The organism is Paenibacillus sp. FSL H8-0315 (genome assembly GCF_038005365.1).
In the GTDB taxonomy this organism is placed as follows: Bacteria; Bacillota; Bacilli; order Paenibacillales; family Paenibacillaceae; genus Paenibacillus_AQ; species Paenibacillus_AQ odorifer.
In genome coordinates, this window is sequence record NZ_JBBOTA010000001.1 from 3,119,608 (window position 1) to 3,133,766 (window position 14,159).

Genomic DNA, 14,159 nt, shown 5'->3' on the forward strand with positions numbered 1-14,159 from the left:
TTAATGGACAGATCTCTTCATAATAGCACTTACCGGCCGGTGATTAACACAGCGTAGGAGTGAAAGAAATGTCCTTAGATAAAAAAAGAAGCACCTTGGCGCTCTTAGCTCTAGCCATTAGTGCCTTTGCGATTGGTACCACTGAGTTTATCAGTGTGGGGCTGCTGCCTCTAATCGCCACGGATCTGCATATACCGGTAACCACAGCCGGGTTGACCGTTACTTTATACGCTTTAGGAGTAACTTTTGGCGCACCCATCTTAACGTCGCTAACCACGTCGATATCGCGCAAAACCTTACTGCTAAGCATTATGATCGTCTTTATTATCGGCAATAGTCTTGCGGCGGCTGCGGACGGAATTACATTGCTGTTAATCGCGAGAGTAATTTCCGCTCTGGCCCATGGCTTGTTCATGTCGATTGCTTCGACTATTGCCGCCGATCTCGTGCCTGAGGATCGTAAGGCCAGTGCCATTGCCATCATGTTCACTGGACTTACAGTAGCTACTGTTACGGGCGTTCCACTAGGTACGTTCCTTGGCCAACAACTCGGCTGGCGTGCTGCATTTGTTGCTATTATTGCTATCGGGCTTATAGCACTCATCGGCAATCTGATCCTTGTTCCTTCATCCGGGCTGCGCAAAGGCACCCATACACCCCTTCGTGAGCAAGTTAAGCTGGTCACCAATGGGCGTTTACTGCTTGCCTTCGCAATTACGGCTTTGGGCTATGGGGGCACATTTGTAGTCTTTACTTATTTATCACCCCTTCTGCATGAGATCAGCGGCTTCAAAGAGAATACAGTCGCCGTAATCTTGCTTGTATACGGCATTGCGATTGCCATCGGGAACGTGATTGGAGGTAAAGCCGCCAACCGCAAACCGATGAATGCTCTATTCTATATGTTTGCAGTCCAAGCTGTCGTCTTATTTGTCTTAGCTTTTACCGCACCTTACAAGGTTGCCGCACTGATTACGATCTTCTTTATGGGACTGTTAGCTTTCATGAACGTGCCCGGCTTGCAAGTACATGTCGTTACGCTTGCAGATCGATATGCGCCAAGTGCACGAGATGTAGCTTCTGCATTAAATATTGCTGCTTTTAACGCTGGTATTGCCATTGGTGCGTACCTTGGCGGCATCGTCACAGATCATATGGGACTGATTCATACCACTTGGGTAGGTGCCATCATGGTTCTGTCCGCTGTATTACTAACGGCATGGAGCCGTGCTCTGGAGAAGAAAGATGAGGCTCCTCTCCAGACTAAAGCTGCTTAAAGAGCAGTCCATTAACAACCCAAACAAACTTTTAAATATCTTAGGAGGTTACTTTATTATGGCTCAACATCTACAGGATACAACTACATTACACAACGGTGTAAATATGCCTTGGCTAGGGCTTGGCGTATTTAAAGTGGAAGAAGGCGCAGAACTGATACAAGCGATCAAATCCGCTATTAGACACGGTTACCGCAGCATTGACACTGCCGCAATTTATGAGAATGAAACAGGCGTGGGACAAGCCATCCAAGAGGCTCTGCAAGAGAACAGCTTGTCCAGAGAAGAGCTTTTCGTAACCTCAAAGGTCTGGACCGCAGATATGGGCTACGAAGAAACCATTGCCGCCTACGAGACTAGCTTAGCTAAACTCGGACTTGAATACCTGGATCTGTACCTTATTCACTGGCCTGTAAAAGGAAAATATAAAGAGTCTTGGAGAGCGCTTGAAACGTTGTATAAAGAGGGCCGGGTAAAAGCCATTGGGGTCAGCAACTTCCAGATTCACCATCTTGAAGATGTACTGAAGGATGCTGAGATTAAGCCGATGGTCAATCAAGTTGAATTACATCCTTATTTGAATCAGCAAGAGCTGCTCGACTTCTGCAAAGAGCAAGGAATCCAATTAGAAGCTTGGTCTCCGTTAATGCAAGGTCAATTGTTCGATCAGCCTGTACTGAAACAAATTGCCGTCAAACATGACAAATCCGTCGCTCAGGTTATTGTCCGTTGGGACCTGCAACGGGGGATTATCACCATTCCTAAGTCTACTAAAGAACACCGGATCATCGAAAATGTAGACGTGTTTGATTTCAAATTATCTGACGAGGATATGACTCTAATTAACTCTCTCAACCAAGATCAGCGGGTAGGTCCAGACCCAGATCATTTTGATTTCTAAGGGATTACGCACCTTGCACTAACACTATAAGCACCGGCAACACGAGAAACGAAGCAAGCGTCGTCCACAAAATACATTTGGATACCAGCTCCGGTGAGGCATTAAAACGCTCGGCTAGCACGACGGCGTTGACGGCAACTGGCATAGAAGCCAAAATCAGCAGCACAGAGAACAAGGTTCCGGTAATTTGCAGGATCGATAATCCGAGGTAAGCCACTAGCGGCGCTAAGATTAATCGAATCGACAGCCCAGTCCAAAAAGTAGACTGACCCTTGCGTGCGGATGGCATGTTTCTCACTTTAACCATCTGTGCGCCAAGGATCGCCAGTACCACCGGTGAATATCCTCCAGCTACCAAGGCAACCCCTGTAGCCACCTCTGCCGGCAAATGCAGGCCAAAGATACGGAGAAAAAGGGCCAACAGAGCTGCGTAAATGGCAGGAAGTGAAAAGACCGATTTTACTGCATTTTTTACCGAGAACTGAGATCTTGCTGCAAAATAAACACCTATCGTATTCACGATAATCATCTGTCCGATCACATATACAGAGGCCTTATCGAGACCAAGCTGTCCGAAAGCTAGCAACACCAGCGGAAGTCCATAATTCACGCTATTCGTAAACGTTGAAATCAAGGTCAGACCGGATACTTCGGATGGATCTAGCTTCAATAATTTGCCGACTATATTCGCAATCGCCCATAAGAAGATTAGATTTAGAAGCGAAAAGGTGAGCGTCTTATAAATATCATTCATGGATATCTCGGCAGTAGCCAATGTATTTAAAATAATTGCCGGCGTTAAAAAGTATAGATAAAGCGTCAATAACGGCTTCGTATCCAGATTCTTAAACCGCCCAAGTAGCGCACCCACGATCACAGGAATGGACAAAGGCACGATGACTTGGTATAACGTCGATAACACACTTTGGATCATGAATAGAACTCCTCTGCTGTAGGTTACTTCAAACTATAAGCGCAACAGCACAGAACGTCTAAGATATGAAATCAATATACCTCATAGCCAAAACCTATCAAACCAGCAAAAAAGCTCCCAACCCTTACAAAGGGTTGGGAGCTTTTCGGTATATTGTTACATCATTTTGATCTCAAGCAACTCATATTTAATGATGCCCATCGGTGCATTTACACTAACAATATCGCCGACCTTTTTACCCAGCAATTCCTTGCCTAGCGGGCTTTCATAGGAAATCTTGTTATTAAGAACATCTGCCTCAGCAGCTCCAACAATTCTATATTCGATCTTCTCCGAATATTCGATGTCATTCAGAATAACAATACAACCCATACTAACCTTTGACAGATCCATTTGGCTCTCATCCACGATCTTGGCTTTGGTCAACATTTTCTCCAGAATCATAATACGAGTCTCCATGAACGATTGATCGTCCTTGGCCGAATGGTACTCACTATTTTCCTTCAAGTCTCCATAGCTGATCGCCAATTTAAGCCGTGCGGCCAATTCCTTACGCCCTGCGCCTTTCAATTCCTTCAGCTCTTCCTCTAATTGAGCCAACCCTTCTTTGGTCAAGAACACTTCTTCATTAGACATGTATACAACTCCTATTTTGGATGCTTTATAATATTTTAACCGATATATCCCAAACTTGCGAAAGATCTTACAAGAAGAAACAACATTGTCGTCCTTAAAGGACGACAACCGTTTCTCATAGAAATATAAAAATACTTTAAAGTACAAAACATATAAATGCTTATATTTTAAAAAAATCCCTGCCACAATTGAACATTGGGCAAGGAGGTCAATGCTGCTTAATTATTCTGGCAAATGCTCTTTACAAAAAAGGAGTAACGCTTCTTCCTCGTCCTCTTCCATATCGAAATCGAGCAGTTGACCTGAAGTTGTCTCCTGTAGATCATAACTTACGATGCTGACTTGATCTTCATCCACCTTAATAATCGCTCTAGCGGATACTCCGTTCTCTACATACAGCTCATCATCCTCTGGAACGTCCAGTTGAACGACAAATTCATACCGTTTACCGGTTAGTATACCGAAAGGATCTTTTACATTCTCCACATTGTAGCCCGTAAATGTCAACATAACTCAATCAACCTCTTTTCCTAATACCTGCCACGTCATTGTATCACAAAAAGTAACATATTGTTGTCGAGGTAGTCCGTCAAGCCATGGCTTTGGATTTCTTGATTTGTTTGCTTCGCAGCTGTCCGCAGGCAGCATCAATATCCACACCATGCTCCAGACGAGTGCTTACGCTGACACCCTGCTTCTTCAAGGTATCAAAAAAGGCCCGCACCGTCTCCCGCTCGCTTCTTTGATATTGGCTGTGTTCATCCACCGGGTTATAAGGAATCAAATTCACATTGACGAGCGGGCGTCGATCGCCAATCAGCTCGGCCAGTTCAAGCGCATGCTCTCTGCCGTCGTTTACATCCTTCATCAGAATGTATTCCAGCGTAATTCTCCGCTTGGTTTTCTCCAAATAATAATCTATAGACTCCATTAGCTTCTCTATTGGAATGGCCTTGTTAATCTTCATGATCTGCGTCCGCAATTCATTATTAGGGGCATGCAAAGAAACCGCCAGGTTCACTTGCGTATTCGCATCCGCAAATTCAACGATTTTGTTAGCCAATCCGCTCGTTGATACGGTAATCCCTCTACCCGCAATTGCTAGTCCCTTGTGATCTTTGACAATCGCCAGGAAATCGAGCAGGTTCTTGAAGTTATCGAATGGCTCGCCAATGCCCATCACTACGACGTGACTGACCTTTTGATCCAGGTTCGCCGTATCCAGATGCTGCTGGACCTTCATAATCTGCTCCACAATCTCTCCGCTGGAGAGATCCCGGCTCTTCGCCAATAGCCCACTTGCACAGAAGCTGCAGCCGATATTGCAGCCCACTTGCGTGGTTACACATACAGACAAGCCGTATTTCTGTCTCATAAGCACGGTCTCGATCAGGTTGCCATCCTTTAGACGGAACAGGAACTTAATCGTTCCATCCGCAGATTCCTGCTTCACATGTTCTTCCAAGGTATGAATGACAAAATTCTGCTCTAATAATTCTACACAATCTTTATTTACATCGAGCATTTCCGAAAAGTCTGTAATCCGCTTCCGATAAAGCCAATCCCAGACCTGCGTAGCCCGAAACTTTTTATGTCCACGTTCTAACAGCCATGCCGCCAGTTGATCAAAAGTTAATCCATAAATGGATTCTATATTCATTCGTTATCCTCTTTTCAAAACGTTAAAGTTCAGAACATCACTACTCATTGTCTCAAATTTTTTTTATTAAAACAAGGGGAGTTATTGGGTTGTGTCGAAGTTTACACCATTAAAGTCTGTTCTATGAACATGTATCTAAGGAGCGATGGAATCACATGGGTTCAACAAGAATAAAAGCAATCAGCCTCACCCTTCTAGCTGCCGTTCTAATCCTTGGCGGTTTTTTAGTGTATATTACTCTCACTGACTATAAACCACAGGAGATTACTACACTTACTGTAAACAATAATCCGCAGCAAGTAATGAAGCAGGGAGAGTCCTTTTCTGTAACTACCTTTAATATTGGCTACGCCGGGTTGGATAAAGGCCAAGATTTCTTTATGGATGGCGGAACAAAGTCACGCTCAAGCAGTAGGGAACAAACGAAGATAAACCTTGAGGCCGTAGCGTCCCTTATGACAGTTACAGACTCGGACCTGTTCATGCTGCAGGAGGTCGACATCGATTCTTCCCGTAGCAACGGTATAGATGAAGTCTCTTACTTGTCGAATAAGTTCGCTGATTACAGCAATGTTTTCGCGACCAACTACAAGGTACCTTGGGTACCGCTTCCTGTTCTTGATCCGATGGGCTCGGTGAACAGCGGTTTATTAACTTTATCCCGTTTTAACAGCACAAGTAATATTAGATATGATCTCCCGGGCAAAGAAACCTGGCCTCGCCAACAGTTTGATCTCGACCGTGCTTTTGTGGAGAGCAGATTCCCCGTTGATAATGGAAAAGAACTGATTCTAGTCAATCTTCATTTATCAGCCTTTGACCAAGGCGGAACGATTCGCAAACAGCAATTGGAGTATTTATCGGCTTATATCAAGAAGGAGAATGACAAAGGGAACTACCTCATCTTAGGGGGAGATTGGAACCATTCCCTTCCGGGTACAGCTCCTGATGCTTTCGAGACAACGCAGGATTGGCCGCAATGGCTGCAAGAATTCCCTGAACATTTTCAACAGGGCTTTCAGTGGGCTGTAGATGCCAAGGTACCCTCCGTCCGGACGCTCGATGTTGCCTATACAGAAGGTGTGAATTTCCGCGCAGTGATTGATGGCTTTCTAGTCTCACCAAACGTCAGCATAAGCGGCGTACAGGGTCATGAGTTATCCTTCGAACACAGTGATCACAACCCTGTAACAGCCACTTTTATTCTGCAATAACATGGATTCTCTGATTCTATTTAAAAACAACAAATTTCAGGTTTTTCTCTTGGAAATACTTAATGATAGCGGGCAAAGCTTCTACAGTAATCTTCTTTTCGTGAAATAGATAGACTCCGCCGGACGGATCGGCATGATGGACATATTGAAGAATATCCTCTGGGTTCTTGACGTTCCAATCCTCGGGATCACGATTCCACAATAATACCTTCATCTGCTGTTCCGTCACCTTGGCGGTTAACTTGTCATTAATCGCCCCATATGGCGGCCGAAAAATAGTAATCGGTGATTGTGTAATTTGCTCCAGCGCCTGATTAGTCTTCGCCAAGTTAATCCGGTTCTCCTCAACGCCATTAGCAGTCATTTTGCTATGATCCCACGAATGACTCCCAACCGACATCTTATGCTCATTAGCATACCTAACGGCTTCCGCATTATGAGCTACCTTATTCCCAATGAATAAAAAGGTGGCAGCCACCTTATGTTCTACTAGAATATCTACGATCTCTTTCGTATACTTTGACGGTCCATCATCAAATGACAAGGCAACATAACCCTTTGGCAAACTATACAAAAATTCATTCTCGGGTAATTCATACTTTTCGTACGGTAATGTCTGTTCTTGAGGAGGGACTGAAGGTTCTGGTGTAGGCTCGGCTTGCTGGTTATGAACCGATATCGTCTGCGCAAGGGTAACGAACGGTACCGAAAGTAATGGCTCAGAGTCGGCCCCTAATACGGGTTCCTCCAGCGCTTCAGCACTATCTACGAGTTGTCCATCCATTCGCAGAGGTAACACAAATATCAAACAAGCGAACATGAGACACAGCAGTGCAACCAGTCCAATTCGTTTGGTCTTCTTTCTGCTTATCCTATGCCCTGGTTCTGTAGAGGGAAGCATGGTCTGAACTACCCTCTCCTCTTCTGCTTGAGGATAGTCCTGCTGCTTTAATTGAAGAAGTTGGGTTACATAATTTTCAGAACAGGCAAAATACAATGTTTCGCTGTAAGCTCTGTTCATTATAATCAGCGTGCTGTAGTAACTATTCCGAAACGGATCCCACTTCGGATACAGCGACAATCTCATTCTCCCTCCGGAAAAGGGACCTAGCGCCTTCAATTGTTCGTATGTAAATTCATCTATGGTGAGCTTGCTTCTTGCGTACCCAACATTACGGGTTAGACCTACCTCAATCTGATAACCGGCCTGTTCATGCTCAAGCGACAGTAACTCAATCATTAGAATGGTGTCCGGTTCCTTAGATGCCATGAATCCTATGTATCTCCGTTTCCATCGTTTCGATCCGTCAGACTACTGCCACTCCCAAAAGGAACCGTCATCCGATTGGTGAAATCGCTGATCATACCCGAGAGATACGCCTTTTCTTGGCGAATCGTATCGTACTTTTGTTTTAGATGTGCATTCTCAATCTCAACCCGTCCGATTTTCTCTTCCAGATCATTCATCTTTTTGAGTTTCTCTGCATGGGCTTCGTTATGTTTTTGAATCAGATTTACATATTTTTGCTGCTCCAGCTCAATGGTACTCTTCAATTCCTCAATCTCAGCTGTGAGCGTAGTTTGAAGCTCCCGGTAATCCTCCAGCACTTGATCGACCTTCAAATTTCTCTCAATCAACTTATGCTCAAGCTCGCGGACATTCTTTTCTCTTTCCTCAATAACCTTATTGAGGTTCTTCATATCCCGGTTTAAGCGCTCCACATGACTGCTGGAATGGGTTAACCGATCCTGAAGCTCATTAATATTGGTCTCCGCATGTTGTCTGGCCTGAATAATCTGCTCCACGGAGAAGATCAAATCGAGTGATTTTTTATCAAGCTGAGCTTTGCCTGTAGTAACCAATCCAGCTATAGTCTCGTCTGAGGTCTTTTCTTCTATTTCTTCGACCTGTTCATCTAATAATTGTACCTTTTGAACCATATCCGACTTGGATTGCTTATCTACTGAATCTTTCTTTTTAAAAAAGGGGGAAATCATCGATTTTATCACCTCAATTATAAAAAAATGTCAAAAAATGTCGAGTGCCCACGAGTCTATTATAGTTTACTTATCTTGTATGTAAGTGAGCCTTTATATCTAACTTTCTGAAATGCACCTAAAGACCTATTCTCTTCTGCAAAATAAAAAAAGCACCCCTTCGGGTGCTTTGATTTCAATTGAATTTATCGGGAAATTGTTTGATCAATCCCTCGGTTAAGATATCTGCGAACATGATCATATGCTCCAGCCCTTTATCAAATGCGGCAATTTCGGCATCCCAATCCTTTTTAACTCTAGCTGTCACGTCATCAGTAATCAATTCCAGATGTTCATGAAGCATTTCCTTTAATTGTTCATAAGAATATTTGGGGTTCTGGCTACTAAGAAACTTGGCAATGTCATCAGCGTTGGCATACCACTCTTTATTGTATTTTTCCACATCGGCCTGATTTCCAGCCTTTACAGCACCTAGAACTTTTCCGGCAATAAGAATATGCTCCCGCAATAATTGAGCCAGCTTATCTCCAACTGCCTCACCGTAATACGGTTTAAAGACATCCCCTATGTCCTGCTGATTCTGTAACAGCCTTGCCAGTACCTCATCCTTGTCCTCAGAATCTGCAAAGGCGCTAACAATGTAGTTCTTTGTCCATACCACATGATCGATCCATAACTTCCTAAGATTATCCTTAAGCTCAATTACGGAGGGGGTTAAGCATTGCTTGTGGGAGCTCTTTTTCTCTTTAGCTGCTGCAGCATCGGCAATTGTAGGTGTAACACTTACAACCAGAAACATACACAATAAGGTTAGCTTCAACATCAAATACTTATTTTTCAATATGACCTATCTCCTTGTGAACAGTGATGGATTTGAATATCTTGTATATTGTGCACCTTTACTTCCATTTCATTCGCAACTATTCTCAGAACACAAAAAAGCACCATCACGTGGACGGTGCCTGGGTCTTACTTTTATCTAAACATCACTTTATCTACGTTGTATTTAGATTTCAGTTCATTAATGATATAGGTTTCATAGATCTCTCTATGAACTGGACTTTCGATTAAACACACATCAATTCTGGTGACCTCGTCCCGATGTTGCTTGATGTCAGATACGGTGTCTTCAAAATGTTTTTTAATTCTTGGTCTTAGCTTTCTCGCTTTACCTACAAACAACAACTCATCCTGATCATTGTAGAACATAAAGATACCGCCGTAATCTCTCGGAATCAGGTGAAAGTCCGTAAATCCGTAAATATTGCTTAACTGCGGGTTAATTTGTTTAGTAATACTAACATCCGCTTTTGGAATCGTTATGTTGATCATTAGCTCACGTCCTCTTTCTATATAGGAGTAAATAGTATCATAAATCGCTAAGTAAGACCATTCAATCTGGCGCAGTCAAATAAATACAATAAAAGCAAGTTTGATTGATCTAATGGAAATATCACTAAAAAATATGGCATTATTCAAAACCTTCCTGCCCAAGGGTTGCGGTCTTAGACAGGAGAGGATTATAAATAAAATAGAGGCGTTTGCATCATGATATATAGATATTTGTCATCTAGGAGGATTTGATTCATGGCAGTAACAGACCGGCAAAAAATAGTAGATAGCGTCCCGCAAAAGGGTTTCTTCGGACATCCTAAGGGACTTTTCACCCTTTTCTTCACAGAATTTTGGGAGCGTTTCTCTTATTATGGCATGCGAGCTATCCTTGTCTACTACATGTATTATGAAGTGAGCCAAGGCGGTCTCGGATTACCTGAAGATATGGCACTTTCTATTATGTCTATCTATGGATCGCTTGTATATATGTCAGGGATCATCGGAGGCTGGCTTGCGGATCGGCTCCTCGGGACTTCGAGGGCTGTTTTCTACGGCGGCGTTTTAATCATGTTCGGGCATATACTACTGGCTATTCCAGGCAATACCACATTGTTTTTTGCTTCGATGGTTTTAATCGTACTCGGAACGGGTCTACTGAAACCCAATGTTTCAAGTATTGTCGGCGAAATTTATAGCGAGCAGGATAACCGCCGTGACGCTGCCTTCAGCATTTTTTATATGGGCATCAACCTGGGAGGATTTCTCTCCCCACTAATTGTTGGCGCAGTAGGCATGAATAATTTCCATCTAGGTTTCTCGATTGCCGCAGTCGGAATGTTTATTGGACTAGTCGTTTATATTATGACTCGCACAAAAAGTCTGGGTTTGGCCGGTACGATTGTACACAACCCTATTCCTGCAGATCAGAAGAAAAAAATCTTTACTTGGATTGGTGTAGGATTAGTTGTACTTGCGATTTTGATTACGATCGGCATTCTTACCGGAGTGCTTACCTTTGAAACATTAATAAAAATAGTAGGGGTGTTAGGCTTACTTATTCCAACGATGTACTTCATTATGATGTACCGCAGTCCCAAAACAACAGCCGTTGAACGGTCAAGAATTCTCGCATACATTCCTTTATTTATCGCATCGATTATGTTCTGGGCGATTCAAGAGCAGACTTCCACAGTTCTAGCTAGTTTTGCTGATAAACGGACCCAATTGGATTTTGCAGGTTTACACATTTCTCCTGCTTGGTTCCAATCGCTTAACCCGCTGTTTATTATCACTCTTGCACCTATATTTGCCTGGTTGTGGTTAAAGCTCGGTAACCGTCAACCCTCGATTCCGCAAAAGTTCTCGCTTGGTTTATTGTTTGCCGGTTTATCCTTCCTGGTGATTCTAGTACCTGCTTATTTCGGTGGAGCTAATTCACTTGTGAATCCATTATGGCTGGTACTCAGCTATTTTATCATTGTAATCGGGGAGTTATGCTTGTCCCCTGTGGGCTTATCAGCAACGACCAAACTGGCACCGGCGGCTTTTACCGCTCAAATGATGAGTATGTGGTTCTTATCGAATGCCGCTGCCCAAGCAATTAATGCTCAGATTGTGAAGTTCTATACCCCGGATACCGAAATGATGTACTTTGGAGTAATTGGTGGAGTGGCCCTTATCCTTGCGCTTATCCTCTTCCTATTCTCTTCCAAAATTCAGAATTTCATGAAAGGGATACATTAAAGACATCCAAAGGCTGCCCGAGATCTTCTCGGCAGCCTTTTTTTGGTTTCCTATAGTTATCCAGCCTCTACACCAGAAACATGGCGACAATCGTCGTGACTACCAGCCCAATGAGTACAGGCTTAACATTCCGTCTCGCCAGCTCAAAGGGGCTTACTCCGCAAATAGCGGCGGCCGGAATCAATGCCCACGGAATCAGCGTGCCTCCACCTACCCAAATTGCAGCTACCTGACCCAGCGCAGTTAAAGTCGCCGCATCGGAATGTGTGGCCACCGCAAACAATTTCCCAATAGACCCGGCAAGTGAAATGCCCGAGAACCCTGAACCATCTAGGCCTGTAATGGCTCCGGTTATAGTTGCGGTCACAGCACCCACTGCGCCGTTCAGAGGAACGTTATGCGCTAGAGCGACCCCTAGATCATTTACAATCCCCTGAGATGCGGCGGGCAGCACCTTGCCGAATAATTCAGCAAACGCCGAATCCCCCAGATAGAAAAAAGCGGCAATCGGTATCACAGGACCAAATACTTTGAAGCCAAACGTAAGTCCATCAATCAGATAAGAAGTTACTTGCTCCAATCCTTTATTACGATGTGCCAACAAGGTTACTACAACCAGAATGAACACCGCAGTACCACCAACTAAGGCAGTTGCGTCTCCACCCTGCAAATCGAGCAGGAACATGCCTGCTACATCGGCTAAAAACAGGATGGGAATGGCGATGGCCAGCCATTGTTTCAATGCTGGATGAATCACCGCTGAATCTTCTGCCGTATCATTCTCTACAGATAACGCACTCACGGCACTTTTCCCGGCTATAAGCCCGTCTCGCCAAGTTCCCTTCTTCTGATCTCTGCGCATCATCCAATACGCCGTTATCGTAGTCACCACGCCCATAACAATTACAAGCGGAACACTCGCCTCCATGACACTGGTCACAGGAAGTCCGGCCGCATCTGCTGTTAGTTTAGGTGCACCTTGAATAATGTAATCACCTGAGAGCGCAATCCCGTGGCCAAATAAATTCATTGCCATCGCCGCTCCAAGAGCCGGCAGTCCCACTCGAATGGCAACCGGCAGCAGCACAACCCCGATCAAGGCCACTGCGGGTGAAGGCCAGAAGAACCATGAGGTGACCATCATAATCAGACCGATCCCCCAAAAAGCTATGAACGGTGTGCGCAAAAAGCGGGTAAGTGGAGCAACCATGATCTCGTTAATCCCCGTGCGTGTTAATACCCGGCTCATGGCTACTATGATCGAAATAATCATGATCGTACCCATTAGCTCCTTGGTTGCATATACAAAAGAGTTGAATACACCTGTGACCGAACCACTGACAGTTTCTGTGGCTAACCACCCAAGTACAAAGATGCCCGCAATACAGATCATCGTTGTGTCCCGTCTCTTGATCAGAAGTGCCATTATAAATACGATAAATGCCAGATATACATAATGGAGCGCTGTTAACTGGATGCCCATCTCTGCACCACACCCTTCTCCTACTATCCGAGTGCTATATGGTATGCAGGGGTGTAGGCTAATGTTCAGTAGAAATGGGCCTAAAACAGCAAAAGAAGCCGTCCCGCGCGTAGAGAAAATCTACGTATGGGACGGCTTCTTAATGTTTCTTAATTAGAGATTATTATTTAGCTACAACTCCGCCATCAACCGGCAGCTCAACACCAGTAATGTAAGAAGCTTCATCAGAAGCCAAGAACAATACAGCTTCAGCTACTTCAGAAGCACGTCCAACACGTGGCAGCGCAGTCTGAGACATAAAGAAGCTATGCATTTTTTCGTTATTTACAAATTCAGCACTCATTGGTGTTTCGATAAATCCTGGGTGAACAGAGTTCACACGAATGTTATCTTTACCAAAGTCTACAGCTGCTGCTTTACTTAGCATACGAACTGCACCTTTAGAAGCTGTATAAGCACCAGCACCGCTGCTGCCAGTCAAACCTGCGATGGATGAAATATTAACGATGGAACCACCTTTATTGTTCTTCATTTGAGGAACAACATGCTTCATGCCAAGGAATACGCTGCTCACGTTGATGTTCATTACTTTGTTCCATTGATCAACAGTGGATTCGAGCAATTGAACCGGGAATGAGATCCCTGCATTGTTTACCAAAATGTCGATTTTCCCGAACTTGCTAATCACATCTTCTACAACCTTGATCCAGTCTTCTTCGGAAGCCACATTATGTGCATAAGCTGCTGCTTGACCACCATTTGCTTCAATTTCCTTCACAACTGCTTGTACGGCAGCCTCGTTAATATCAGTGGCTACAACTGTAGCACCTTCTTTGGACAATAAAAGGGCTTCTTCACGGCCCATGCCGCTGCCTGCACCTGTAATAATTGCTACTTTATTAGTTAGACGATTCATAATTAGGTCTCCTCTATAATCGTATTGTGATATAATATTTGAGTGATGATAGTCACACTATC

14 protein-coding genes are annotated in these 14,159 nt (G+C 44.1%); 4 read left to right on the plus strand and 10 right to left on the minus strand.

Features of this window, described 5'->3' with window-relative positions:
• The first annotated feature begins 68 nt into the window (after positions 1 to 68).
• Together MHB56_RS13540 and MHB56_RS13545 are read left to right on the plus strand one after the other, a co-directional pair.
• On the plus strand, positions 69 to 1,277 hold the full coding sequence (locus tag MHB56_RS13540; RefSeq protein WP_076105088.1) for an MFS transporter: 1,209 nt from the start codon (positions 69 to 71) through the stop codon (positions 1,275 to 1,277).
• 58 nt (positions 1,278 to 1,335) lie between these two features.
• On the plus strand, positions 1,336 to 2,178 hold the full coding sequence (locus tag MHB56_RS13545; RefSeq protein WP_076222381.1) for an aldo/keto reductase: 843 nt from the start codon (positions 1,336 to 1,338) through the stop codon (positions 2,176 to 2,178).
• Between the two features lie 4 nt (positions 2,179 to 2,182).
• On the opposite strand, the gene MHB56_RS13550 is transcribed toward MHB56_RS13545, so the two are convergent.
• The 4 genes from MHB56_RS13550 to rlmN form a co-directional block, all read right to left on the minus strand.
• Positions 2,183 to 3,112: an AEC family transporter gene (locus MHB56_RS13550; RefSeq protein WP_076301500.1), complete on the minus strand. Its 930-nt coding sequence runs from the start codon at positions 3,110 to 3,112 to the stop codon at positions 2,183 to 2,185.
• Positions 3,113 to 3,268: 156 nt separating this feature from the next.
• Positions 3,269 to 3,748, minus strand: a complete 480-nt coding sequence (gene greA, locus MHB56_RS13555) for a transcription elongation factor GreA (RefSeq protein ID WP_036682220.1) — start codon at positions 3,746 to 3,748, stop codon at positions 3,269 to 3,271.
• Positions 3,749 to 3,970: 222 nt separating this feature from the next.
• Complete coding sequence (locus MHB56_RS13560) at positions 3,971 to 4,258, minus strand: DUF6509 family protein (protein WP_036682221.1); 288 nt, start codon at positions 4,256 to 4,258, stop codon at positions 3,971 to 3,973.
• 79 nt (positions 4,259 to 4,337) lie between these two features.
• Entirely contained in the window at positions 4,338 to 5,408 is a 1,071-nt protein-coding gene (gene rlmN / locus MHB56_RS13565) for a 23S rRNA (adenine(2503)-C(2))-methyltransferase RlmN (protein ID WP_076181880.1), read from the minus strand.
• 155 nt (positions 5,409 to 5,563) lie between these two features.
• Between rlmN and MHB56_RS13570 the strand changes: the two genes are divergently transcribed.
• Positions 5,564 to 6,622 (plus strand): endonuclease/exonuclease/phosphatase family protein, encoded by a 1,059-nt coding sequence (locus MHB56_RS13570; RefSeq protein ID WP_076181878.1) that lies wholly within the window; start codon positions 5,564 to 5,566, stop codon positions 6,620 to 6,622.
• Positions 6,623 to 6,638: 16 nt separating this feature from the next.
• Here the strand turns inward: MHB56_RS13570 and MHB56_RS13575 are convergent, their stop codons facing one another.
• The 4 genes from MHB56_RS13575 to MHB56_RS13590 form a co-directional block, all read right to left on the minus strand.
• Positions 6,639 to 7,892, minus strand: coding sequence for a polysaccharide deacetylase family protein (locus MHB56_RS13575; RefSeq protein ID WP_076181876.1), 1,254 nt, complete (start codon positions 7,890 to 7,892; stop codon positions 6,639 to 6,641).
• 5 nt (positions 7,893 to 7,897) lie between these two features.
• Positions 7,898 to 8,620, minus strand: coding sequence for a hypothetical protein (locus MHB56_RS13580; RefSeq protein ID WP_076181874.1), 723 nt, complete (start codon positions 8,618 to 8,620; stop codon positions 7,898 to 7,900).
• Positions 8,621 to 8,795: 175 nt separating this feature from the next.
• Positions 8,796 to 9,461 carry a glycosyltransferase gene (locus MHB56_RS13585; RefSeq protein WP_341143665.1) on the minus strand — a complete coding sequence of 222 codons (666 nt, stop codon included), beginning with the start codon at positions 9,459 to 9,461 and terminating at the stop codon, positions 8,796 to 8,798.
• Positions 9,462 to 9,595: 134 nt separating this feature from the next.
• Positions 9,596 to 9,952 (minus strand): nucleotide excision repair endonuclease, encoded by a 357-nt coding sequence (locus MHB56_RS13590; protein WP_036682230.1) that lies wholly within the window; start codon positions 9,950 to 9,952, stop codon positions 9,596 to 9,598.
• A 255-nt stretch (positions 9,953 to 10,207) separates the two neighbouring features.
• Here MHB56_RS13590 and MHB56_RS13595 point away from each other — a divergent pair, with 255 nt between their 5' ends.
• Positions 10,208 to 11,698, plus strand: coding sequence for a peptide MFS transporter (locus tag MHB56_RS13595; RefSeq protein ID WP_341143666.1), 1,491 nt, complete (start codon positions 10,208 to 10,210; stop codon positions 11,696 to 11,698).
• A 67-nt stretch (positions 11,699 to 11,765) separates the two neighbouring features.
• Here MHB56_RS13595 and MHB56_RS13600 read toward each other — a convergent pair whose 3' ends face one another.
• The gene (locus MHB56_RS13600; RefSeq protein ID WP_341143667.1) at positions 11,766 to 13,181 is read right to left on the minus strand and encodes a hypothetical protein; all 1,416 of its coding nucleotides are present in this window, start codon (positions 13,179 to 13,181) and stop codon (positions 11,766 to 11,768) included.
• A gap of 163 nt (positions 13,182 to 13,344) precedes the next feature.
• Positions 13,345 to 14,097, minus strand: a complete 753-nt coding sequence (locus MHB56_RS13605; RefSeq protein WP_038573803.1) for an SDR family NAD(P)-dependent oxidoreductase — start codon at positions 14,095 to 14,097, stop codon at positions 13,345 to 13,347.
• Between the last annotated feature and the right edge of the window lie 62 nt (positions 14,098 to 14,159).

What these genes read in the sequence shown, in the direction of transcription:
- greA (WP_036682220.1), bottom strand. Translation starts at nt 3,748, where the DNA reads ATGTCTAATGAAGAAGTGTTCTTGACCAAAGAAGGGTTGGCTCAATTA.
- MHB56_RS13540 (WP_076105088.1), top strand. Translation starts at nt 69, where the DNA reads ATGTCCTTAGATAAAAAAAGAAGCACCTTGGCGCTCTTAGCTCTAGCC.
- MHB56_RS13595 (WP_341143666.1), top strand. Translation starts at nt 10,208, where the DNA reads ATGGCAGTAACAGACCGGCAAAAAATAGTAGATAGCGTCCCGCAAAAG.
- MHB56_RS13605 (WP_038573803.1), bottom strand. Translation starts at nt 14,097, where the DNA reads ATGAATCGTCTAACTAATAAAGTAGCAATTATTACAGGTGCAGGCAGC.
- MHB56_RS13545 (WP_076222381.1), top strand. Translation starts at nt 1,336, where the DNA reads ATGGCTCAACATCTACAGGATACAACTACATTACACAACGGTGTAAAT.
- MHB56_RS13580 (WP_076181874.1), bottom strand. Translation starts at nt 8,620, where the DNA reads ATGATTTCCCCCTTTTTTAAAAAGAAAGATTCAGTAGATAAGCAATCC.
- MHB56_RS13600 (WP_341143667.1), bottom strand. Translation starts at nt 13,181, where the DNA reads ATGGGCATCCAGTTAACAGCGCTCCATTATGTATATCTGGCATTTATC.
- MHB56_RS13550 (WP_076301500.1), bottom strand. Translation starts at nt 3,112, where the DNA reads ATGATCCAAAGTGTGTTATCGACGTTATACCAAGTCATCGTGCCTTTG.
- MHB56_RS13590 (WP_036682230.1), bottom strand. Translation starts at nt 9,952, where the DNA reads ATGATCAACATAACGATTCCAAAAGCGGATGTTAGTATTACTAAACAA.
- rlmN (WP_076181880.1), bottom strand. Translation starts at nt 5,408, where the DNA reads ATGAATATAGAATCCATTTATGGATTAACTTTTGATCAACTGGCGGCA.
- MHB56_RS13570 (WP_076181878.1), top strand. Translation starts at nt 5,564, where the DNA reads ATGGGTTCAACAAGAATAAAAGCAATCAGCCTCACCCTTCTAGCTGCC.
- MHB56_RS13560 (WP_036682221.1), bottom strand. Translation starts at nt 4,258, where the DNA reads ATGTTGACATTTACGGGCTACAATGTGGAGAATGTAAAAGATCCTTTC.
- MHB56_RS13575 (WP_076181876.1), bottom strand. Translation starts at nt 7,892, where the DNA reads ATGGCATCTAAGGAACCGGACACCATTCTAATGATTGAGTTACTGTCG.